This window comes from Aquirufa antheringensis (assembly GCF_004307425.1).
In the GTDB taxonomy this organism is placed as follows: domain Bacteria; phylum Bacteroidota; class Bacteroidia; order Cytophagales; family Spirosomataceae; genus Aquirufa; species Aquirufa antheringensis.
Genome location: NZ_SEWZ01000002.1, coordinates 114589 through 136273, shown reverse-complemented (window position 1 = coordinate 136273; position 21685 = coordinate 114589). Strand labels below are relative to the sequence as shown.

Here is a 21685-nt window from a genome sequence, read left to right as displayed (position 1 = left end):
GATAAATTGAACTAATTAAATGGCAGCAATTAAAAAAATTAAACCAACAACTCCAGGACAACGTCACCGCATCGCGCCGACGTTCGAGGAGATTACTACGGACAAACCGTACAAGCCTTTACTAGAGCCGATCAAAAGAACGGGTGGTAGAAATGCAGATGGTCGTCGCTCGATGCGTTATATCGGTGGTGGTCACAAGCGTCGTTACCGTGTGATTGATTTCACTCGTGCTAAAATGGACGTTCCTGCAACGGTATTAACAGTAGAATACGATCCAAACCGTACTTCTCGTATCGCTCTTATTGAGTATACAGACGGTCAAAAATCATATATCTTGGCACCAGCTGGTATCCAGGTAGGCCAAACAGTTATCTCAGGAGAGAAAGTAGCTCCAGAGGTGGGAAATACATTGCCTTTGGCAAACATCCCATTAGGTACATTAGTGCACGCAATCGAATTACAACCTGGTAAAGGAGCTGAAATGGCTCGTTCTGCTGGAACGTACGCTCAATTGTTAGCACGTGATGGAAAATATGCAACCTTGAAATTGCCTTCAGGTGAGATGCGTATGGTACTTGCTCGTTGTCTTGCGACAATCGGTACAGTATCTAACTCGGATCACATGAACGTGAACTTAGGTAAAGCAGGACGTCACCGTTGGTTAGGTCGTCGTCCACGTGTTCGTGGTGTTGTAATGAACCCAGTCGATCACCCAATGGGTGGTGGTGAGGGTCGCTCTTCAGGAGGTCACCCACGTTCTCGTAACGGTTTATTGGCTAAGGGTAAGAAAACTCGTAATCCAAAGAAAAACACAAATCGTCTTATCATCAGTAGAAGAAAAAAATAGTTAGATGGCACGTTCACTAAAAAAAGGTCCTTACATTGATTACCGCCTTGACAACAAGGTTCAGGCTATGAACGAATCCGGAAAGAAATCCGTGATTAAAACATGGTCTAGACGTTCAATGATCTCTCCAGATTTCGTAGGTCACACATTCGCAGTTCACAACGGGAATAAATTTATCCCTGTATTTGCAACAGAGAATATGGTTGGTCACAAATTAGGTGAGTTCTCTCCCACACGTAACTTCCGTGGTCACGTGGCGAAAAAAGACAAAGGTAAAAGGTAATTAGATAGACTCTCGGGTCTTAATCAATATTGAAAATGGAAGCAATTGCTAAATTAAGAAATGTTCCTACGTCGCCGCAGAAAATGCGTATTGTCGCAGACATGGTACGTGGACAGAAAGTATCCAAAGCGTTGGGTATCTTAAAATTTGAGCCCAAAGTTGGTGCTAAATCGATAGAGAAATTATTACTCTCTGCGGTTTCTAACTGGCAAAACAAGCATGTCGATGCTAAAATTGAGGAAGCTGACTTGTTTATCAAGACGATCTTCGTAGATGGAGGTGCTTCGATTAAGCGTTTACGCCCTGCTCCGCAAGGAAGAGGTCACCGCATCTTGAAGCGTTCAAATCACATCACTATTGTAGTGGCTTCTTCTGAGGCTCCCGCTTTAGTAACCAGTTCAGCAGAATAATAGACTATTAGATAAAACAAGAAATGGGACAAAAAATTAACCCTATTGGATTAAGATTAGGTATCGTGAGAGGTTGGGATTCTAATTGGTACGGAGGTAAAACTTTCGCTGATAAGCTTGTCGAAGACGAGAAAATCAGAAAGTACGTAGCCGCTCGTATTCCAAAAGGATCTATCTCAAAAGTTATTATTGAGCGTACCTTAAAGCGCATCACTTTGACAATCAACACAGCTCGTGCTGGTGTGGTTATCGGTAAGCAAGGTGCTGAGGTAGATAAAGTAAAAGAAGAGTTAAAGAAAATCACTGGTAAGGATGTTCAAATCAACATCTTTGAGATTAAGCGTCCAGAAATCGATGCGAAATTAATCGGTGAAGCTATCGCTCAACAATTACAAGCTCGTATTTCTTTCCGTCGTGCGATGAAGCAAGCAATCGCGTCAGCAATGCGTGTAGGAGCACAAGGAATTAAATTAAAATTATCAGGTCGTTTAGGTGGTGCTGAAATGGCACGTTCTGAAGGATACAAAGAAGGACGTATTCCTCTTCACACACTTCGTGCTGACGTAGATTACGCTATCTCTGAAGCTTTAACTGTTTACGGAAAGATCGGTATCAAGGTATGGGTGTTCCGTGGAGAAGTTTTCGGTAAGCCAGATTTATCTCCTAATGCAAACATGGGATTACAATCAACTGCAGCGGATTCTCGCGGTGGTGATCGTGGACCTCGTGGACGTGGTGATGACCGTGGTCGTGGCCGTCGTCCAGAAGGAGCAGATCAAGGTGGAGACCGTAACAAACCAGGTGCTGGCGGTGCGAACCGTGGCCGTGGTGGAAAGCGATAAAATATATTTGAATTAGATATTAGACTTATAAGAAGATGTTACAACCAAAAAGAACGAAATTTCGTAAGCAACAAAAAGGTCGCGTTAGAGGTGTTGCAACCCGTGGCCACGAGATTGATTTTGGATCATTCGCTATTAAATCTTTAGAGCCAGGTCGTATCACCGCTCGTCAAATTGAAGCAGCTCGTATCTCGGTAACCCGTGCTATGAAACGTGAAGGACAAGTTTGGATCCGTGTTTTCCCTGACAAACCTATCACTAAGAAGCCTGCAGAGGTTCGTATGGGTAAGGGTAAAGGTGCTCCTGAGTATTGGGTAGCTAATGTTCGCCCAGGAACTATCTTGTTTGAATCGTCAGGTGTACCTTTGGCGGTTGCTCAAGAGGCTTTACGTTTAGCAGCACAGAAGTTGCCAATGCGTACGAAGTTTGTTGTTCGTAGAGATTATTCAGAATAGGATATTAAACCCACAGTTTAATACATCCAAATAACATTGTTATGAAAAACGCAGAAATACAAAAATTAGGAGTTGAAGAATTAAAGAAGCAGATCGCTGCTGAGCAAGAGAATATCTCTCGTTTGAAATTAGCTCACGCTATTTCACCGATTGAAAATCCGATGCGTATTCGTCAAAACCGCAAATTGATCGCGAAATTAGAAACTGCTCTAAGCGCGGCAACAAAAGCATAAGTATTAATTTTAATAGGCTGATTCAACTACGCTATCGGCCAATTGTTTAACAAGTAATCCAACAACCATGGAAGAAAGAAACCTGAGAAAAGTAAGAATTGGGAAAGTGGTGAGTAACAAGATGGATAAGTCTATCACCATCACCGTTGACCGTAAGGTTAAGCACCCATTGTACGGAAAGTTCGTACAAAAGACAACAAAATTGATGGCACACGATGAGAACAACGAGTGCGGAATCGGTGACACAGTGAAAGTAATGGAGACACGTCCTCTTTCTAAAAACAAGTGTTGGAGATTATTAGAAGTAATCGCAAAAGCGAAATAATTCTAAGATTGTTATTCAAAATTTAAAATTTAAAGATCAAATATAATGTTACAGCAAGAATCAAGATTGGGTGTAGCGGATAATTCTGGAGCAAAAGAAGTTTTAGTCATTCGCGTATTAGGCGGTACTGGCAAAAGATACGCTTCTATTGGAGATAAGATTGTCGTTTCTGTGAAGTCTGCTCTTTCTTCTTCTAGTATGAAGAAAGGAACCGTTTCAAGAGCAGTAGTTGTTCGTGTGAAGAAAGAAATTCGTCGTAAAGATGGTTCTTACATTCGTTTCGAAGATAACGCAGCCGTTTTATTAAACGCAAATGATGAGCCGAAAGGAACTCGTATTTTCGGGCCAGTTGCGCGTGAATTGCGTGATGCAGGATTCATGAAAATTGTTTCCCTAGCCCCTGAAGTTTTATAATTAGATGAGATATTGGGTGTACCCAATTTAATAATCATACAATGGAAAAAAATACAAGTAAACCAGCAAAATTGCACGTTAAAAAAGGAGATACTGTTCAAGTGATCGCAGGTAACGCGAAAGGCAAGACAGGAGTTATCACACAAGTGATTGTTGAAAAATCTCGTGCAATCGTAGAAGGAGCTAACTTGCAAACGAAGCACGTTAAGCCATCTGCAGCTAATCCTCAAGGAGGAATCGAAAAGCGTGAAGGTTCAATCCACATCTCTAACTTAATGGTAGTAGAAAATGGAAAGCCTGTACGTACAGGTCGTAAATTGAACGAGAAAGGTAAATTACAACGCTATTCTAAAGCGACTGGTAAATTTATCGCATAATTAGAACTTAACCGTGGGTCGGAAATCCACAAAATATACTACAATGGCAGTACCTAGATTAAAAGAACGTTTTGTTAAGGAGGTTGTACCAAGCTTAAAAGAAAAGTTTCAGTACAAGTCTATCATGCAAGTGCCTAAGATTACTAAAATCGTAATCAACAAGGGTGTAGGAGCCGCAGTGTCGGACAAAAAATTAATCGATATCGCAATCGAAGAAATCACACAAATCGCTGGTCAAAAGGCGGTAGCTACGATCTCAAAGAAAGCTATTTCGAACTTTAAGTTACGTGAAGATATGCCTATCGGTGTGAAAGTAACGTTACGTGGAGATAAGATGTACGAATTCTTAGATCGTTTAACAACAGTTTCTTTAGCACGTGTTCGTGACTTTAAAGGAATCTCTGAAAAAGGATTTGATGGTCGTGGAAACTATACCTTAGGGGTGAAAGAGCAAATCATCTTCCCTGAGATTTCAATCGATAAAGTAAGCAAGATCTCTGGTATGGACATCACGTTTGTGACGACTGCTGGAACAGATGAAGAAGCTTATGCTTTATTAGCAGCGGTTGGAATGCCTTTTGCAAATCAAAAAAAATAAATAGCCCTTTAGGCTTTCATAAAAACCTTTAAATTTTTACAAAATGGCTAAAGAGTCAGTAAAAGCAAGAGAAAGAAAACGCGAAGCAGCAGTTGCAAAATATGCAGTGAAGCGCGCAGCTTTAAAAGCAGCTGGAGATTACGTTGGATTGGATAAACTTCCAAAAAATGCATCTCCTGTACGTTTACACAACCGTTGTAAATTAACAGGACGTCCTCGTGGATACATGCGTAAGTTCGGTATTAGCCGTGTTACGTTCCGTGAAATGGCATCCAATGGTTTGATTCCAGGTGTAACTAAATCAAGCTGGTAATATTATTTGATTAATTAAATTCATTTTTGTAATTTTGCAGGCCCATTTTAAAAGACCTGCGGCAAATTTAAAAACAATGACAGATCCAATAGCAGATTATTTAACCCGATTGAGAAATGCCTTGAAGGCACGCCATAGGGTAGTTGAAATTCCTGCTTCCAACATTAAAAAGGAAATTACGAAAGTACTTTTTGATAAAGGATACATTTCAAACTATAAATTCGATGATTCATCCGTACAGGGAACCATCAAAATTGCGTTGAAATACAACTCAGTTACGAAGCAACCTGCTATCGTTAACTTGACTCGTATCTCTAAGCCAGGTCTTCGTAAATACAATGGTGCTGAAGAGTTACCACGCGTATTAAACGGATTAGGTATCGCTATCTTGTCTACTTCTAAGGGAGTAATCACAGATAAAGAGGCTCGTACTTTACACGTAGGTGGAGAAGTACTTTGTTACGTATATTAATAATTGTTTCACGCTGAAAGGGGAGCGATCTCGAAATTTAAGCTATAATTAAAGTCTAATGTCAAGAATTGGAAAGAAAATTATCACCATCCCTGCAGGAGTAACTGTAGACGTAAGTGCTGGTAATTTAGTGACAGTAAAAGGTCCTAAAGGAACTTTGTCGCAACAAGTTGATCAAGATATGATCATTACTATCGAAGAGGGTGTTTTAACTGTGGCACGTCCTACAGAACAAAAACGTCACAAAGCGATGCACGGTTTATATCGTTCATTGATCAATAATATGGTCGTGGGTGTGAGTGAAGGTTACCAAAAAGTGTTGGAAATCATCGGGGTTGGTTACAAGGCCGCAAATCAAGGAAATATTTTAGAATTAAGCTTGGGTTACTCTCACGCGATTTTCATGGCGATTCCTACAGAAGTATCTATTGTGACAGCAATGGAGAAAGGTAAGAATCCAATGGTTACATTGAATTCGATCGATAAGCAATTAATTGGTCAAGTAGCTGCGAAGATCAAGTCGTTACGTCCAGTTGAACCTTACAAAGGTAAAGGTGTTCGTTTCCAAGGAGAGCAAGTACGTCGCAAAGCTGGTAAAGCGGGCGGTAAAAAATAAATTATAAGCGTGGGCCGGAAATCCACACAAACAAGTTAACAAATGGCAACAACCAAAAATTTACGCAGAACCCGCATTAAACGTGCGATTCGTGCTAAGATCGCAGGAACAGCGGAGCGTCCGCGTTTAACTGTATATCGTTCTAATTCTGCATTGTATGCACAATTAGTAGATGATTTAGCTGGTAAGACTTTATTCTCAGCTACATCTTATACAAAAGACAAAGTGAACAACAACATAGAAGCTGCTAAGACAGTAGGTTTAGCGATCGCTGCAAAAGCGAAAGCAGCTGGAATCGAGAAGGTAGTTTTTGACCGTAACGGTTATTTGTATCACGGAAGAATTAAATCATTAGCTGAAGGTGCTCGCGAGGGTGGCTTACAATTTTAAGAAATAGATATGTCGCATTTACAAGCAAAACCAATAAAGGTTAACGAAGGTGAGTTGAAGGAGAAAGTAGTAGCCATCAACCGTGTTGCAAAAGTAGTGAAGGGTGGTCGTCGTTTTAGTTTCTCAGCAATCGTTGTCGTAGGTGACGGTGCTGGTATCGTAGGATACGGTTTAGGAAAAGCAAACGAGGTAACTGACGCTATCACAAAAGGTATCGAAGACGCTAAGAAAAACTTATTCCAAATTCCTTTGTTGAAGAACACGGTTCCTCACGAGCAATTAGGTAAATTCTCAGGTGGTTTCGTTTTAATTAAGCCAGCTGCTCCAGGTACAGGATTGATCGCCGGTGGTGCGATGCGTGCTGTGTTAGAATCAGTAGGTGTTCATGATGTCTTAGCTAAGTCTAAAGGTTCATCTAACCCACACAACGTAGTGAAGGCAACCATCGATGCATTAGTGAAGATGAGAGCTCCACACTCAGTAGCTTTCCAACGTGGAATTTCAGTTGCTAAAGTATTTAATGGATAATCAGAGCGCGCAAGCCTCTCTAATAGAACATACAATGTCTAAAGTTAAAATTACTCAAGTTAAAAGTGCAATTAAGCGCCCTGAAGTACAAAAACGTACGATCACAGCTTTAGGATTAGGTAAAATCCGTAAGAGTGTTGAGGTAGAATTGAATCCAGCGATTGCAGGTATGATTCGTGCCGTAAACCACTTAATTGTCGTTGAAAATATTTAATTAACATGCGAGTTGCTGGCAACAGCAGCGCTAAGCCCCCAATAGAATGAAATTATCATCATTGAAGCCGGCAGAAGGTTCGGTAAAAGTTAGAAAAAGAGTAGGTCGTGGTCAAGGTTCTGGTTTAGGTGGAACTTCTGCTCGTGGTCACAAAGGTGCTCAATCACGTTCAGGTTATTCTCGTAAGAGAGGTTTTGAAGGTGGTCAGATGCCATTACAACGTCGTGTTCCTAAGTTTGGTTTTAAAAACCACAACCGTGTGGAATACAAAGCAATCAACTTAGATACTTTGCAAGCATTAGCTGACTCAATTGGAACTAAGGTGATCACGTTTGAGACACTTTATACGAATGGTTTAGTATCTAAGTCTGACTTAGTGAAAATCTTATCTCGTGGATCTGTAACCTCTGCTTTGGAAGTTACCGTGAAAGGTTTCTCAGGTGCTGCTAAAACTGCGATTGAAGCAGCTGGCGGTAAAGCAATTGTTGGTTAATCCTCTATTCTAATCGAATGAACAAGTTAATAACAACTTTCAAGCATATTTTCTCAATCGAGGAGTTAAGAAGCCGTATCATAAATACGCTTCTTTTCATTGCATTCTTCCGTTTAGGTTCTTATGTTGCTTTGCCAGGTGTAGATGCGACTAAGTTAACTCAAGCAGGAGAGGGTGGTCTTTTCGGTTTATTAAATATCTTTTCAGGCGGTGCTTTAAGTAATGCTTCGGTATTTGCTTTAGGTATCATGCCTTACATCTCTGCTTCGATTGCGATTCAGTTATTGACCATTGCCCTTCCGTATTTCCAAAAAATGCAGAAAGACGGTGAGTCAGGTCGTAAGAAGTTAAACCAAATCACGCGTATCTTAACGATTTTCGTAACAGCTGCTCAAGCGTTCACTTATTTACAAGTAACGATCCCAACTGAAGCGATTATGGTGGATCCTTGGTTCTTCCGTTTATATGGCGTGGCTATCTTAATCGGTGGTACTATGTTGTGTATGTGGTTAGGAGAGAAGATTACAGATAAAGGTATTGGTAACGGTATCTCGATGTTGATCATGATTGGTATTGTTTCTCGTTTCCCAGCGTCTATTTTACAAGAAGCAGGTTCACGTGGAATGTCAGGTGCTTTAATGTTCATCATTGAAATTATTGCCTTGTTCTTCGTTGTGATGGGAGCGATTATGGTAACTCAAGCAGTTCGCCGTATTCCAGTTCAATATGCGAAGCAAGTAGTGGGTAGCAAAGCAACTGCAGTAGGTGGTGAGCGTCAATACATTCCTTTGAAGTTAAACGCTTCAGGTGTAATGCCAATCATTTTCGCACAAGCTTTAATGTTTATCCCAGGATTAGTCGCTCAGTCATTTGCTGAAAAGTCAGAATTTGCTTCTTCGGTTGCCTCTGCTTTCGGTGATTTCACGACATGGCAGTACAACGTATTATTTGCATTCTTAATCATTGTGTTCACGTTCTTCTACACAGCGATCTCGATTAACCCGACTCAAATCTCTGATGATATGAAGCGTGGTGGAGGTTTCGTTCCAGGTGTGAAGCCGGGTGAAGAAACGGCTGGTTTTATTGCAACAATTTTAGATCGTATTACTTTACCAGGTGCTGTGATGTTATCGTTAATCGCGGTTCTTCCGGCAGTAGCTAACTTGTTTGGCGTGACGAGAGGTTTTGCTTCCTTCTTTGGAGGTACATCACTTTTAATCCTAGTAGGTGTAGTATTAGATACATTGCAACAAATTGAAAGTTATTTGTTGATGCGTAAGTACGAAGGTTTAATGCAATCAGGTCGAGTGAAAGGTCGCTCTGAATTGATTAATCGTTAAGATGATTTATTTAAAGACACCCGCTGAGTTAGCCATCATTCAACAGAATGGGGAAATCCTGGGGAAGTGTCATGCGGAAGTAGCGAAGGCGATAGTGCCGGGAGTGAGTACTTTGGCCTTAGATAAAATCGCTTACGAATTCATTAAGGATAATGCAGCGCATCCATCCTTTTTGAACTACCAAGTAGGAAGCCAGAAATATGCCTATTCTTTGTGTATTTCGGTGAATGATGTGGTAGTTCACGGTTTACCGGGAGAATTGATCCTGAAAGAGGGAGACATTATTTCGATAGATGGAGGAGTTTATAAAAATGGCTACCATGCCGATAGTGCTTATACCTATGCTATAGGGAATGTCGCTGAGGACGTAGTTCAATTGCTACAACGGACGAAAGAGTCCTTGTATTTAGGTTTGAATCAAGCTGCACCAGGCAAACGAGTAGGCGACATTGGTTTCGCCGTTCAATCTTACACGGAATCTTTTGGTTACGGAGTAGTGAGAGAGCTAGTAGGTCATGGAGTAGGTAAGAAGCTTCACGAAAGCCCTGAGGTTCCTAATTATGGACGTCGCGGGGAAGGAGCTAAGTTGAAAGAAGGAATGGTCATTGCGATCGAACCGATGATTAACTTAGGAAAGCGTCAAATCGCAGTAGACAAGGATGGTTGGACTATCCGAACACAAGATCGCAAGCCGAGTGCTCACTTTGAACACACGATTGCAGTAGGGAAAGAAGGTCCCATTATTTTAACGACCTTTGCACCCATTGAAGAAGTAATTAAAACATCAACAGTATTGTTGAATATATAAATTAATAATTATGGCCAAACAGTCCTCGATAGAAGTAGACGGAATTATTTTGGAAGCTCTTTCGAACGCGATGTTTCGGGTAGAATTGGAAAATACGCACCAAGTCATTGCACATATTTCGGGCAAGATGCGGATGCACTACATCAAAATTTTACCTGGAGATAAGGTGAAGTTAGAGATGTCTCCTTATGATTTAAGTAAGGCTAGAATTGTTTACAGATACAAGTAATTTAAGGTTTGATTATATAAATACAGTTAATATGAAAGTTAAAGCATCTATCAAGAAACGTAGTGCAGATTGCAAAGTAATCCGTCGTCACGGAAAGCTTTACGTAATCAACAAGAAGAATCCTAAGTTCAAACAAAGACAAGGATAATTCGACAGAATTTTAAATTGATTAATAACAACAATTAATTACCTATATGGCTCGTATTGCAGGGGTTGATATTCCCGACAAAAAAAGAGGAGAAATTGCGTTGACTTATATTTTCGGTATTGGTCGTAGCACTGCTCAAAAAATTTTAACGAAAGCTGCGGTTTCGTTTGACAAGAAAGCTGGTGAGTGGAACGATACGGAGGCTAGCGCTATCCGTGCGATCATCGCTGCTGAATTCAAAACGGAAGGTCAGTTGAAATCTGAGGTTCAATTGAACATCAAACGTTTGATGGACATCGGTTGCTACCGTGGATTACGTCACCGTAAAGGTCTTCCATTACGTGGTCAACGCACTAAGAACAACTCACGTACTCGTAAGGGTCGTAGAAAAACAGTTGCTAACAAGAAAAAAGTAACTAAATAATAACTAGAGGGTAACACCTCTTCGTATTTCATTTCAAATTATGGCACAAGCAAAAAGAAAAGATAAAGCGAAGAAGAGAGTAGTTGTCGTGGAACAAAACGGACAAGTACACATCAAAGCTTCCTTTAACAACATTATTATCTCCATTACTAACTCAGCAGGTCAAGTGATCTCTTGGGCTTCAGCAGGAAAGATGGGTTTCCGTGGGTCTAAGAAAAACACTCCTTACGCAGCACAGATGGCAGCATCTAACTGCGCAGCGGTAGCTGTTGAAGCAGGAATGAAGAAAGCGGAGGTTTTCGTAAAAGGACCAGGAGCTGGACGTGAGTCTGCTATCCGTACTATCCAAAACTCAGGTATTGAGGTTTCTATCATCAAAGATATTACACCAATGCCTCACAATGGATGTCGTCCTCCTAAGCGTCGTCGCGTTTAATAATTTTTATGCAGGGGTAATTAGTAATTATTTTCCCCCGCTTTTTATTCACAATTTAATTACTTCATTGGGCATAAGAGGTCCAATGACTTTTAAGAAAAATGGCTAGATATACAGGTCCCAAATCCAAGATTGCACGTCGTTTCGGTGAAGCAATTCTAGGTCCGAGCAAAGCATTAGCTCGTAAAAACTATGCTCCAGGAATGCACGGTAAAGGAAAACGTTCAAAGGTTTCTGAATACGCAGTGCAATTGAAGGAAAAGCAAAAAATGAAATACACGTATGGTATTTTAGAGCGCCAATTCGAAAACTTGTTCCACAAAGCTGCTGTAAAGGCAGGGATCACAGGTGAAAACTTGATCAAATTGTGTGAAGCACGTTTAGATAACGTCGTATACCGTTTAGGAATTGCTCCTACTCGTCGTGCAGCGCGTCAATTAGTTATTCACAAACACATCATTGTAGACGGCGAAGTAGTAAATGTGCCATCTTACTCTTTACGTCCAGGTCAATTAGTAGGTGTTCGTGCCAAATCAAAATCTCTAGAAGTAGTATCTAACTCGTTAGCAGCTCGTTCTCCTAAGAACTTCAACTGGTTAGAGTGGGATGGTGTTGAATTGGTTGGTAAATTTGTTGCTATGCCAGAAAGAGATCAGATTCCTGAAAACTTCAACGAACAAGCAATTGTCGAATTATACTCTAAGTAATCTCCTAACGAGATTGCTAGAGTTTATTAAGAGTACCAATAACGTTTTTTCAGTATCATTTTAAGCTACGAAATATGTCAATATTAGCATTCCAAATGCCCGAAAAAGTTGTGATGGAAAAAGCCACAGACTTCCACGGGTTATTTGAGTTCAAGCCACTCGAAAAAGGTTACGGTGTTACCATTGGTAACGCACTTCGTAGAATCTTACTTTCTTCTTTAGAAGGATATGCTATCACAAGCGTTAAGATTTCTGGTGTGTTACACGAATTTTCTGCCATTGAAGGCGTTCACGAAGATGTATCTGAGATCATCTTGAACTTGAAAAAAATTCGTTTCAAGAAGACACAAGAAATTTTGGATAACAAAGTTTCTATGAAAATTAAGGGACAAACGGCTATCACTGCTGGTGATATCGCTAAGTTCACTCCTTATTTTCAAATATTAAACCCTGAATTGGTTATTTGCAATTTAGATTCTTCGAAAGAAGTTGAAATTGATTTAGTAATCGAAAAAGGTCGTGGTTATGTTGCCGCTGATGAGCCTCGTGCAAACGAGTTAGCCTTCGGACACATCGCTATCGATGCGATCTATACACCGATCAAAAATGTGAAGTTCAGCATTGAGAACACACGTGTAGAGCAAAAAACGGATTATGAGAAATTAGTTTTAGATATCGAGACGGATGGTTCAATCCACCCAGAAGATGCTTTGAAAGGAGCTGCGTATATCTTGATCCAACACTTCATGTTGTTCTCAGATCAAACAATGACATTTGAAACTCCTAAAGCAGAAGAAGATAATGTGGTAGATGAGGAATTACTTCACATGCGCAAGTTATTGAAGACTTCATTAGCTGACTTAGATTTATCTGTACGTGCTTACAACTGCTTGAAATCAGCTGACGTTCGCACTTTAGGTGAATTAGCGAAATTAGAAATCTCTGATATGATGAAGTTCCGTAATTTCGGAAAGAAATCATTAACTGAATTAGAGCAATTGATCGAGGAAAAAGGCTTGACCTTTGGAATGGATGTTTCTAAATATCGTTTAGACGAAGATTAATTTATAATTTAAACAAAGTAATAGGTGGTTTGCCGCGAGGTAAACTAACCGCAGCTCGCAAGGGCTTTTAACTTACGAAATAACACAATGAGACACGGTAAAAAATTTAATCACCTAGGAAGAACAGCCTCTCACAGAGCAGCGTTGTTATCAAACATGGCTTCATCTTTGATCTTACACAAGCGTATTCAAACGACTGTTGCTAAGGCAAAGGAATTACGTAAATACGTAGAGCCTATGATCACAAAATCAAAGACAGATAGCACTAACAATCGTCGTGTGGTATTCTCTTATTTACAAAATAAGGATGCGATCAAGGAATTGTTCTCTATCGTTTCTGAGAAAGTAGCGAATCGTCCAGGTGGATATACACGTATTATCAAGTTAGGTAATCGTTTAGGTGATAACGCAGAAATCTGCTTCATTGAATTAGTTGACTTCAACGAAACAATGTTAGCTGCATCAGCGGAGAAAGCGGGTAAAACTCGTCGTAGCCGTCGTGGTGGCGCTGCAAAAGCAACTGAAGCTGCGGCTCCAGTAGCTGCTGAGGAAGCACCATCTGCAGAGGTTGTTGAAGAAGCTCCGGCAGCGGAGGTTGCAGCTGAAGAAGCAGCACCAGAAGCACCAGCAACTGAGGAGTCCACAGAAGAAAAAGGAGAAGACGCTTAATCTTTCTCTTTCTATTTTTTTAAAGGGCTTCAACTTTCCGTTGAAGCCCTTTTTTTAGGCAATGAGCATTTGACCCCTATTTTATAACAGCATTTTATGAGATTTACCGAGTCCACACCAGCGGTTTTAGTATTACAAGACGGAACCATTTTCCACGGGAAAGCACTAGGAAAAATAGGAACTCACGGCGGTGAGATCTGTTTTAACACCGGTATGACGGGTTATCAAGAAATCTACACGGATCCCTCTTATGCGGGTCAGGTAATTATTAATACGACAGCTCACATCGGAAATTACGGTGTGATGCAAGAAGCAGAAGCAGAATCGAACAAGGTCCAAATCGCAGGAATGGTTTGTAATGAATTCGCTAGCGTTCACTCACGTGAGACGGCTGATGGATCCTTACAAGATTATTTGGCTGATGCGGGTATTGTAGGGATTTCGGGTATTGATACACGCGCTTTAGTACGTCACATCCGGACGAAAGGGGTGATGAACTGCTTGATCTCTTCAGAAATTTTTGAGGAAGCAGCCTTAAAAGCTGCCCTAGCTAAAATTCCTTCGATGGAGGGATTAGAATTATCTTCCCAAGTATGTACGCAAGAAGCGTATTTCTTAGGCGATGAGAAAGCAGAGCGTAAAGTAGCGGTGCTTGATTTAGGCGTTAAGAAAAGTATTTTGACAAACATCGCAGAGCGTGGATGCTATTTAAAAGTGTTCCCAGCGAAGACTCCCTTTGCGGAAATCGCAGCATGGAATCCAGACGGATATTTCGTTTCGAATGGTCCAGGAGATCCAGCCGTGATGTCCTATGCGATTGACACCGTTTCTGAATTCTTGAAAAGCGACAAACCGGTTTTCGGAATTTGTTTAGGTCACCAAATTCTAGCACAAGTGGTAGGATTAACTACCTACAAAATGCACAATGGTCATCGCGGTTTAAATCATCCGGTGAAAAACTTGATCACAGGTCTGTCGGAAATCACCTCTCAAAACCACGGTTTTGCGGTTAAAATGGACGAGTTGAAGGCATCTGATCGAGCAGAATTGACGCACATTAACTTGAACGACCAAACGGTTGAAGGTTTACGCGTGAAAGGTCGCAAAGCCTTCTCGGTGCAACACCACCCGGAAGCGAGCCCAGGACCACACGATTCACGTTACTTATTTGATCAGTTTATCGATCTAATGAAATAAAAAAAAGCCCTGAGAGAAAATCAGGGCTTTTTTGTTAAGCTTGATAGCCAAAGAGTGCGTGCTCTTTAATGAGTTTGGCGACTGATTTGGGTACATATTGTGCCCATTCATCGGTGCCGCTTTGAATTAAGTCGAGTACCTGATCCGTTCGAATATTCATGAGTTTTTCGTCGTAATTTTTGATCTCTGCTAACTTATCGTTATCCACTAAATACTGGAATAATCCTTTCAAATGAGCTTCCGGTTCGAAATTCTTTAACTGCACGATGTCTCCATTTTCGGAGACGGTGGGGTAGAGGTATAATTTGATGTTTTGGCCAAATAAACAGCCAAAAGCACTCATAATTCCGCCGGGTACCCCCTTATAATGCTTTTCCTCGAAGATGTATTCTAAGTTTGGCATACCCATAACGAGGGCCATTTTTAACTTAGAGAACTGACTCAAAAAGTCGACTAATTTGAAGTATTCGTGGAAGTTAGATATTAATACCGTTTGGCCTAATGAACACAAGATATCCACGCGATCCAGGAAGTCTTTCTCGTCGATCTTGTGTGTCTCATTTTCTAAACTTTTCAGCGTTAATTCAGACAGGACGCAGATTTTGTCATCGTCTACATCTGGCTCTTGCTCGAACTGCGCGACGCCTTTCTTTAACATGTCCGAGAAGATATTCGTCACGGGACGGAAGCGACCACGCACGGCTACGATGTGTTTTTTCGCCAAAGCATCATAGGGCTGCATCACCTTGCCATCGGGACCAAAAACCGCCGCCTGTGTATATCCATGCTTCACTAAATAAAGTGACATCAAGCGATTGTCTACCTCTTTAAAGTCCGGTCCTTCGAAGCGAATCATGTCGATTTCGATCCGGTCTTTCGACAAATCATCTAACAGAGATAAGAGTAATTTTTCTGGATTATCGTAATAATGGTAGCACCCAAACAACAAGTTTACTCCAATCACCCCTAAGGCCTGCTGTTGTAAAATATTGTCATTGTCGAGCATATTGACGTGGATGACCACATCATTAAATCCTCCGCTTGGCGTTAATTGGAAGCGTAAACCGATCCAGCCGTGGGCGTCATTCGTCTTTTGAAAATTCAAGGCAGAGACGGTATCAGCGAAGGCAAAGAAGCGTTTCTCAGCAGCCGATTCCGTTAAACGCACATTCAATAATTTAAACTCCCGGTTTAACATCTTCATTAAACGCGGCTCGCACACATATTTTCCTGACGCCTCTTCGCCATAAATGGCATCCGAGAAAGCCATATCGTAAGCGGAGATCGTTTTAGCGATCGTGCCTGAGGCTCCGCCTGCTTTGAAGAAATTCGCAGCTACATCTTGACCTGCCCCGATTTCCGCGAAGGAACCGTAGATACTGCGGTCTAGATTGATTTGAAGTGCTTTTTGTTTAGTCCCTATGGATTTAATATGCGATGTCATAGGCAATGTGTTGTGTTTGTTGTCTTAGGCTTCTGAAGATGGTGCAATTTACGAAATTATGGCCAAAATTCCCCCTTGTGGTACAAGCAAAGTCCTGCCATCGGTCCTTCACTAATATGCCCCACATTCAATCCATGCTTCTTCAAAATTTTCTTCAGTATATCCGAATAATAAAAAGCTACTGAACCGGTAAAATGAACTACGGGCGCTTCCGTATAGCGTTTTAAATACAACGAGATAAAAGCCTCGAAGGATTGTTCAATCAAGCCATAACAATAGGCATCGCGGCGATGATCAAACAGGAATTTGGAAAAGCTCGCAAACCAGCGATTCGGAAAGGCTTGTTTATAGGCCTTGTCTAAAACGGTTAAGCGATCCAGTACGCCAAATCGTTTCTCGAAAACGGCACGAACCTCCACCGGCATTTGGCCATGTAAATAACTTAAAAGCAAAGATTTTCCTAAATGTCCACCACTGCCTTCGTCACCTAACCAAAATCCCAGTGGAGGAATTTGCGCCGAAATGCGCCCACCATCCCAAAATCCCGAATTAGAACCCGTTCCTAAAATACAGGCAATCCCTACCTCTTTCCCGCAAAGCGATCGGGCAGCGGCGATGAGGTCGTTCTGTATTTCTAAGGAACAATTACTAGGAAAATAAGGCCGAAAGGCCGCCGCAATGACCTCGCATTGCGCCTCGCCCGTAACCCCCGTTCCGTAATAATAGATGGCTTGGATAGGAAGTTCTTTAAATCCGCTTAAAACCGATTGTTGTGCTGTGGTAATCTCTTCGGTAGTTTGGTAGTAGGGATTGATACCCGCACTGCTAAAACTTTCATAAGCCGAAGCCGGATCTTTGATGAGTCTCCAGGCCGTTTTAGTCGATCCACTTTCAACAATTAATATCATACTGCTAGGATTCCGATGGGGATAAATTTCTCAAAGACTTTTTCAGAATGTGGCGCATCAGCTAGTTCAGGCGTTAAATCCTGCCCCGCCCAGTGTTCGTAATGTTTGCCATTTTTCCACAGTTTGGACTCCGTCATGTCATAAATAAGACCCTGAAAGGCAACCCAAATCTCAGGCTTGTCCTGCCCATTTCGAAGGGCTAATTGGCTGCGCGTATATGTCTTCATAATTTACACGAAGCTAAATAAAAAGGGCCAAACCCGCCTTTTTTTCAGAAAGATTTTTAATTTTACATTGCAAAACGCTCGAACATGAAACAGTTTCTACTTCTATTATTGACGATCTCAGTGCTGGCTTGTGGTGGCGGTGGAGATCCAGCACCCACACCTACACCACCTACTCCTACCGTGAGTGTGGCTACATTAGTGAAGAAAGTATGGTCTGTCAATACAGCTCAGTGGGATGGTGTCACGAAATATGATAAAGCAGGTACAGCTAATGTAGTGCAGGGTTATTCGCAATACAAACTCGATTTATCTACGGCAGGTTCGGTGACTTTAACGGAATTTGACGGAAAAATATTTACAGGAACCTATACCGTAGCGACGGATGGTTTATCCCTGACTTTAAATGGCTTAACAAGTGCAGAAGGTGCACCTACAGGAACTGGCGGTACGATTACGTATACCATCTTGTCTACACCTACGGCCACAGGCTTAAGTCTTCAACAAACGGCCGCTTATGTGAAAGCAAGTAGCGCGATCGTTAAATTAGTCCTAGTTAATCCTTAAGAAGATTTGATTTAATAGAAGCCGTCCTTGTGGCGGCTTTTTGTGTTATATGGAAAAGAGAACGGAAATTGGAGAAGTAGGGGAGTTTGGCTTAATTAACCACATTGCCTCGAAGTTTACGCAGAAACAGGATTGGACGGACTTAGGTATTGGAGACGATACCGCAGTGTTAGATCCTAAGGGGAATAAGGTAGTTACCACGACGGAATTATTCATTGAAGGGGTTCATTTTGACTTAGGGTATACACCTTTACAGCATTTGGGCTTTAAAGTGGTATCTGTGGTTCTCTCGGACATTGCTGCGATGAATGCCATTCCAGCTCAAATCACGATCGGTTTAGGCTTAAGTAATCGCTTTTCGGTGGAATCAGTGGATGCCCTATATGAGGGAATTCAACTTGCATGTGAGGAATATAAAGTGGATTTAGTGGGTGGAGACACGACTTCTAGCCCGCAAGGTTTGATTATATCGATGACGGCGACAGGAGTGGTGGAAGCCGATAAATTAGTGCAACGTGGCACCGCAAAACCGAATGACGTCTTGTGTGTAACAGGTGATTTAGGTGCGGCGCTAATGGGATTACACTCACTAGAAAGGGAAAAACAGGTGTTTTTAGCTAATCCAGACATGAAGCCAGAGTTAGAAGGTAAAAGCTATGTGGTTCTACGCCAGCTGAAACCGATGGCTCGTTTTGACATGATTCACGAATTCAGAGATGTAGGCGTGGTTCCTACGTCGATGATCGATTGCTCAGACGGATTAGCTTCTGAGATTATCCATCTGTGTAACGCCTCAGGTTTAGGTGCTCGCATTTTCGAGAAGAATATTCCGATTGATGATGAGACCTACTTAGCAGCGACGGAGTTTAACGTGAGTCCGTTGACCGCTGCCTTGAATGGGGGGGAGGATTACGAATTAGTATTTACGGTTTCTCAGGAGGATTTCCCTAAAATAGAGAAGATCGCTGATGTGACCGCGATCGGATATATGACGAACATCGGTAACGAAAGAGTGATGGTGATGAAATCGGATGCAATCGTAGATTTAACGGCGCCAGGATTCGGAAAGCAATAGTCCGTTCGTCTACTTTTTCGGCCGTTTGATAAATTTACGACCGGAATCGTTTTAAAATTGGTAATTTTGTCATTGAAATCTAACCGTGTTTAGAAGAGATAAATTATGACGAAGTCTTCCTTCATTCGGAAATACTCAAACCGCTTTCTATCCAGATGGCTGGTCTTGGTCTTTGACTCGTTAATTGTCATTTTCTCGTTTTCTATTGCGACACTTTTGCGAATGAATTTCCAGTTAATGGAAATTGATTTCTCTGTGTTCGCTTCTCAATTGATTTTTGTCTTAGGCTTACGCCTTTTAGCCTTTTTGTATTTTCAATCGTATGCGGGGATTATTCGGCACACCAGCATTGAAGATGCCATTTTAATTTTAAAAGCGGTGTTTGCAGGGTCATTTGGAGCCGTCATGGTTTCTGCCGTGATTCGAAATACGCTAGGCTTTGAACACGTCTTTAATTTATCCGCGTCCATCCTAATTATTGACTTTTTCATCTGTTTGTTCTGGATGGTTATTCTTCGCTTTTTCGTGAAGAGCTTCTACGAATCTTTTGTGAATCAGTTTAAACCCACCATTGGGGTATTGATTTATGGTGCGGGTTATACGGGAATGTTGACAAAGAATGTGTTCCAAACAGACCGGAGTACCAATTACAAGATCTTGGGTTTTATCGATGACAACGAGTCCAAAATTGGGAAGACTATCGAGGGGATCAAAGTATATAGTTTACCTGAAGTGTTGGATAAGTTTGTGGGTTCTAATGACGGAATGGAAGTCATTATGGCCATTAACAATATGTCGGCTAAATCGAAGCGTAAGATTTCGGATATTTTCTTAGATCGGGGTGTGGTGGTGAAAGCGCTCCCTCCAGTGGATAAGTGGGTGGAAGGGGAGTTTGCGATGAATCAAATTCACAACGTAAAGATCGAAGATCTATTAGGGCGCGAAGTAATTCAAATGAATAACAAGCGTATAGGGGAGGAGATTTCAGGTAAAGTAATCCTGGTGACGGGTGCCGCTGGGTCGATTGGTAGCGAAATTGTACGTCAATTGATTGCTTATTTCCCGGCTAAATTAGTCCTTGTGGATCAAGCCGAATCAGCTTTATATGATTTAGAATACGAATTAGCAGGAAAGGTTCCCACGAATGTCCAGTTAATTGTGAACGTAGCGGATGTGTCCGATACGCGTCGCGTAAGTAAAATTTTTAAGAATCACCGTCCTGATATTATTTTCCATGCGGCGGCCTACAAGCACGTGCCTTTGATGGAGAATAACCCTTATGAGGCGATTAAGACGAATGTGATCGGTACACGTATTTTAGCGGAATTAGCGGCTGAAGTAGGGGTAGAGAAATTTGTCATGGTTTCCACGGATAAGGCCGTGAATCCGACCAATGTGATGGGAGCGACGAAGCGTTTAGCCGAGATGTATACGCAGTCGATGAATCAGTTAGAAGGCGTGAAGACGAAGTTTATTGCGACGCGTTTTGGCAATGTGCTAGGGTCCAATGGATCGGTGATTCCGTTGTTCAAAAAACAAATTGAGCGTGGAGGACCGGTGACGGTGACTCATCCGGAAATTACCCGCTATTTCATGACGATTCCAGAAGCCTGCGAACTCGTATTAGAGGCGGCTACGATGGGACAAGGTGGCGAGGTGTTTGTCTTCGATATGGGTGAATCGGTGAAGATTATTGACCTAGCGAAGAAGATGATCACGTTGAGTGGTCTACGTGTCGACAAGGATATTGAGATTCGCTATACGGGTTTGCGTCCAGGTGAGAAGTTATATGAGGAGTTATTGAATAATGACGAAAATACGCTTCCTACCCACCATCCTAAAATCTTAATTGCGGAAGTTAATACGCCTTCTTACGCTTACATGGAAGTGGCGACGAACGATTTGAATCACTTATTATCGAGTGGTACGAATAATTCGATAGTGGCCAAAATCAAGGAAATTATTCCGGAGTACAAATCAAACAATTCCGTGTTTGAAACATTAGACAAGAAATAGTCTAAATAATCCCCGTCTTTTTAACGATCCAGATAGCCGCTAGCGTAAACAGCGGAGCAGCTGCCACGTCTAAGCTATAATGTACGTGTTGAATCAATAATAAGCTAACTAATAAAAGACTAAGGGTGATGGCGATGACTCTTTCTTTCGCTGTTGGTAAAAAGAAGCACACAAACACCATCGTGGCCGTGTGACCTGAAAAGAAGAGGTCCTTTGTGATGGGCATATTTTCGCCATAGATGAAAAACTCAGCAAGAGGATCGTGCAAATCGACTAAACCCATAGGTGGATTTAGGGCCACGAAATAAATCGTTAAAAAACGAAACAGCGTCTCGATATTAAATGCCCAGGCGAACCAAACGAATCTTTTAGGGTCTTGCAGTAATCGATATAACAAGTAGATGACGGATAAATAGATGATCCCAAAGATAGGGTAGGAAACATTTAGGGCCGGAAGGGCGTTAAGTAATGGATCGTTCCATTGGATGCCTTCGCGCAATTGAATCCATTGGAAATAATCATCCGCTTTAAAAGGAAAAATAAGGAACACGGCTAAGGCACTGACGAACTGTAGCGCAAAGGTGCGGTCACGAAAGGCGGCTTTCCAGGTTTGTTTCAA

The 21685-nt window shown here is 41.6% G+C and carries 34 protein-coding genes; 30 read left to right on the top strand and 4 right to left on the bottom strand.

Annotation, left to right across the window (positions count from 1 at the left end):
* The first annotated feature begins 19 nt into the window (after window positions 1-19).
* The 27 genes from rplB (at window position 20) to carA (ending at window position 14832) form a co-directional block, all read left to right on the top strand.
* Window positions 20-847 (top strand): 50S ribosomal protein L2, encoded by an 828-nt coding sequence (gene rplB, locus EWU21_RS03595; protein WP_130895443.1) that lies wholly within the window; start codon window positions 20-22, stop codon window positions 845-847.
* Window positions 848-851: 4 nt separating this feature from the next.
* Window positions 852-1130: a 30S ribosomal protein S19 gene (gene rpsS / locus EWU21_RS03590; RefSeq protein ID WP_130895442.1), complete on the top strand. Its 279-nt coding sequence runs from the start codon at window positions 852-854 to the stop codon at window positions 1128-1130.
* A gap of 35 nt (window positions 1131-1165) precedes the next feature.
* Window positions 1166-1540: a 50S ribosomal protein L22 gene (gene rplV / locus EWU21_RS03585; protein WP_130895441.1), complete on the top strand. Its 375-nt coding sequence runs from the start codon at window positions 1166-1168 to the stop codon at window positions 1538-1540.
* A 23-nt stretch (window positions 1541-1563) separates the two neighbouring features.
* The gene (gene rpsC, locus EWU21_RS03580) at window positions 1564-2382 is read left to right on the top strand and encodes a 30S ribosomal protein S3 (protein ID WP_130895440.1); all 819 of its coding nucleotides are present in this window, start codon (window positions 1564-1566) and stop codon (window positions 2380-2382) included.
* Between the two features lie 35 nt (window positions 2383-2417).
* The gene (gene rplP / locus EWU21_RS03575; protein ID WP_130895439.1) at window positions 2418-2837 is read left to right on the top strand and encodes a 50S ribosomal protein L16; all 420 of its coding nucleotides are present in this window, start codon (window positions 2418-2420) and stop codon (window positions 2835-2837) included.
* Between the two features lie 41 nt (window positions 2838-2878).
* Window positions 2879-3070: a 50S ribosomal protein L29 gene (gene rpmC, locus EWU21_RS03570; protein WP_130895438.1), complete on the top strand. Its 192-nt coding sequence runs from the start codon at window positions 2879-2881 to the stop codon at window positions 3068-3070.
* Between the two features lie 67 nt (window positions 3071-3137).
* A complete protein-coding gene (gene rpsQ / locus EWU21_RS03565) occupies window positions 3138-3395 on the top strand; it encodes a 30S ribosomal protein S17 (protein ID WP_130895437.1) in 258 nt (85 codons plus the stop codon).
* A gap of 45 nt (window positions 3396-3440) precedes the next feature.
* Window positions 3441-3809, top strand: a complete 369-nt coding sequence (rplN, locus tag EWU21_RS03560; protein WP_130895436.1) for a 50S ribosomal protein L14 — start codon at window positions 3441-3443, stop codon at window positions 3807-3809.
* A 41-nt stretch (window positions 3810-3850) separates the two neighbouring features.
* Entirely contained in the window at window positions 3851-4186 is a 336-nt protein-coding gene (gene rplX, locus EWU21_RS03555) for a 50S ribosomal protein L24 (RefSeq protein WP_130895435.1), read from the top strand.
* A gap of 43 nt (window positions 4187-4229) precedes the next feature.
* Window positions 4230-4784, top strand: coding sequence for a 50S ribosomal protein L5 (gene rplE, locus EWU21_RS03550; protein WP_130895434.1), 555 nt, complete (start codon window positions 4230-4232; stop codon window positions 4782-4784).
* Window positions 4785-4827: 43 nt separating this feature from the next.
* Window positions 4828-5097, top strand: coding sequence for a 30S ribosomal protein S14 (gene rpsN / locus EWU21_RS03545; RefSeq protein WP_130895433.1), 270 nt, complete (start codon window positions 4828-4830; stop codon window positions 5095-5097).
* A gap of 76 nt (window positions 5098-5173) precedes the next feature.
* Entirely contained in the window at window positions 5174-5569 is a 396-nt protein-coding gene (rpsH, locus tag EWU21_RS03540) for a 30S ribosomal protein S8 (RefSeq protein ID WP_130895432.1), read from the top strand.
* A 58-nt stretch (window positions 5570-5627) separates the two neighbouring features.
* The gene (rplF, locus tag EWU21_RS03535) at window positions 5628-6185 is read left to right on the top strand and encodes a 50S ribosomal protein L6 (protein WP_130895431.1); all 558 of its coding nucleotides are present in this window, start codon (window positions 5628-5630) and stop codon (window positions 6183-6185) included.
* Between the two features lie 42 nt (window positions 6186-6227).
* Window positions 6228-6575 carry a 50S ribosomal protein L18 gene (gene rplR / locus EWU21_RS03530; protein ID WP_130895430.1) on the top strand — a complete coding sequence of 116 codons (348 nt, stop codon included), beginning with the start codon at window positions 6228-6230 and terminating at the stop codon, window positions 6573-6575.
* Between the two features lie 9 nt (window positions 6576-6584).
* Entirely contained in the window at window positions 6585-7103 is a 519-nt protein-coding gene (gene rpsE, locus EWU21_RS03525) for a 30S ribosomal protein S5 (protein WP_130895429.1), read from the top strand.
* Between the two features lie 34 nt (window positions 7104-7137).
* Complete coding sequence (gene rpmD, locus EWU21_RS03520; protein ID WP_236633164.1) at window positions 7138-7317, top strand: 50S ribosomal protein L30; 180 nt, start codon at window positions 7138-7140, stop codon at window positions 7315-7317.
* 46 nt (window positions 7318-7363) lie between these two features.
* Complete coding sequence (gene rplO, locus EWU21_RS03515) at window positions 7364-7810, top strand: 50S ribosomal protein L15 (protein ID WP_130895427.1); 447 nt, start codon at window positions 7364-7366, stop codon at window positions 7808-7810.
* Between the two features lie 17 nt (window positions 7811-7827).
* Window positions 7828-9150 carry a preprotein translocase subunit SecY gene (gene secY, locus EWU21_RS03510; RefSeq protein WP_130895426.1) on the top strand — a complete coding sequence of 441 codons (1323 nt, stop codon included), beginning with the start codon at window positions 7828-7830 and terminating at the stop codon, window positions 9148-9150.
* Between the two features lies 1 nt (window position 9151).
* Window positions 9152-9958 carry a type I methionyl aminopeptidase gene (map, locus tag EWU21_RS03505; protein ID WP_130895425.1) on the top strand — a complete coding sequence of 269 codons (807 nt, stop codon included), beginning with the start codon at window positions 9152-9154 and terminating at the stop codon, window positions 9956-9958.
* A 10-nt stretch (window positions 9959-9968) separates the two neighbouring features.
* Window positions 9969-10187, top strand: a complete 219-nt coding sequence (infA, locus tag EWU21_RS03500; protein ID WP_127803117.1) for a translation initiation factor IF-1 — start codon at window positions 9969-9971, stop codon at window positions 10185-10187.
* Window positions 10188-10218: 31 nt separating this feature from the next.
* A complete protein-coding gene (ykgO, locus tag EWU21_RS03495; RefSeq protein WP_130895424.1) occupies window positions 10219-10335 on the top strand; it encodes a type B 50S ribosomal protein L36 in 117 nt (38 codons plus the stop codon).
* A 46-nt stretch (window positions 10336-10381) separates the two neighbouring features.
* A complete protein-coding gene (rpsM, locus tag EWU21_RS03490; RefSeq protein ID WP_130895423.1) occupies window positions 10382-10759 on the top strand; it encodes a 30S ribosomal protein S13 in 378 nt (125 codons plus the stop codon).
* Between the two features lie 40 nt (window positions 10760-10799).
* Window positions 10800-11195: a 30S ribosomal protein S11 gene (rpsK, locus tag EWU21_RS03485; protein WP_130895422.1), complete on the top strand. Its 396-nt coding sequence runs from the start codon at window positions 10800-10802 to the stop codon at window positions 11193-11195.
* A 101-nt stretch (window positions 11196-11296) separates the two neighbouring features.
* Entirely contained in the window at window positions 11297-11902 is a 606-nt protein-coding gene (rpsD, locus tag EWU21_RS03480; RefSeq protein ID WP_130895421.1) for a 30S ribosomal protein S4, read from the top strand.
* Between the two features lie 74 nt (window positions 11903-11976).
* Complete coding sequence (locus EWU21_RS03475) at window positions 11977-12966, top strand: DNA-directed RNA polymerase subunit alpha (protein WP_130895420.1); 990 nt, start codon at window positions 11977-11979, stop codon at window positions 12964-12966.
* Between the two features lie 87 nt (window positions 12967-13053).
* The gene (gene rplQ, locus EWU21_RS03470) at window positions 13054-13635 is read left to right on the top strand and encodes a 50S ribosomal protein L17 (RefSeq protein ID WP_130895419.1); all 582 of its coding nucleotides are present in this window, start codon (window positions 13054-13056) and stop codon (window positions 13633-13635) included.
* A gap of 96 nt (window positions 13636-13731) precedes the next feature.
* A complete protein-coding gene (gene carA, locus EWU21_RS03465; RefSeq protein WP_130895418.1) occupies window positions 13732-14832 on the top strand; it encodes a glutamine-hydrolyzing carbamoyl-phosphate synthase small subunit in 1101 nt (366 codons plus the stop codon).
* Window positions 14833-14866: 34 nt separating this feature from the next.
* Here carA and EWU21_RS03460 read toward each other — a convergent pair whose 3' ends face one another.
* From EWU21_RS03460 to EWU21_RS03450, 3 genes are read right to left on the bottom strand one after another with little or no spacing between them, the layout of a single operon-like run.
* On the bottom strand, window positions 14867-16276 hold the full coding sequence (locus EWU21_RS03460) for a TonB-dependent receptor (RefSeq protein WP_130895417.1): 1410 nt from the start codon (window positions 16274-16276) through the stop codon (window positions 14867-14869).
* Window positions 16277-16332: 56 nt separating this feature from the next.
* Window positions 16333-17184: an N-acetylglucosamine kinase gene (locus EWU21_RS03455; RefSeq protein WP_130895416.1), complete on the bottom strand. Its 852-nt coding sequence runs from the start codon at window positions 17182-17184 to the stop codon at window positions 16333-16335.
* Window positions 17181-17411, bottom strand: coding sequence for a cytochrome b5 domain-containing protein (locus EWU21_RS03450; RefSeq protein ID WP_130895415.1), 231 nt, complete (start codon window positions 17409-17411; stop codon window positions 17181-17183). The genes EWU21_RS03455 and EWU21_RS03450 overlap by 4 nt, the downstream gene beginning before the upstream one ends.
* A gap of 84 nt (window positions 17412-17495) precedes the next feature.
* Between EWU21_RS03450 and EWU21_RS03445 the strand changes: the two genes are divergently transcribed.
* The 3 genes from EWU21_RS03445 (at window position 17496) to EWU21_RS03435 (ending at window position 21066) form a co-directional block, all read left to right on the top strand.
* Window positions 17496-17975: a hypothetical protein gene (locus EWU21_RS03445; protein ID WP_130895414.1), complete on the top strand. Its 480-nt coding sequence runs from the start codon at window positions 17496-17498 to the stop codon at window positions 17973-17975.
* Between the two features lie 49 nt (window positions 17976-18024).
* Window positions 18025-19050, top strand: coding sequence for a thiamine-phosphate kinase (gene thiL / locus EWU21_RS03440; RefSeq protein WP_130895413.1), 1026 nt, complete (start codon window positions 18025-18027; stop codon window positions 19048-19050).
* Between the two features lie 105 nt (window positions 19051-19155).
* Window positions 19156-21066: a polysaccharide biosynthesis protein gene (locus EWU21_RS03435; RefSeq protein ID WP_130895412.1), complete on the top strand. Its 1911-nt coding sequence runs from the start codon at window positions 19156-19158 to the stop codon at window positions 21064-21066.
* A gap of 1 nt (window position 21067) precedes the next feature.
* Here the strand turns inward: EWU21_RS03435 and EWU21_RS03430 are convergent, their stop codons facing one another.
* Complete coding sequence (locus EWU21_RS03430; protein ID WP_130895411.1) at window positions 21068-21685, bottom strand: phosphatase PAP2-related protein; 618 nt, start codon at window positions 21683-21685, stop codon at window positions 21068-21070.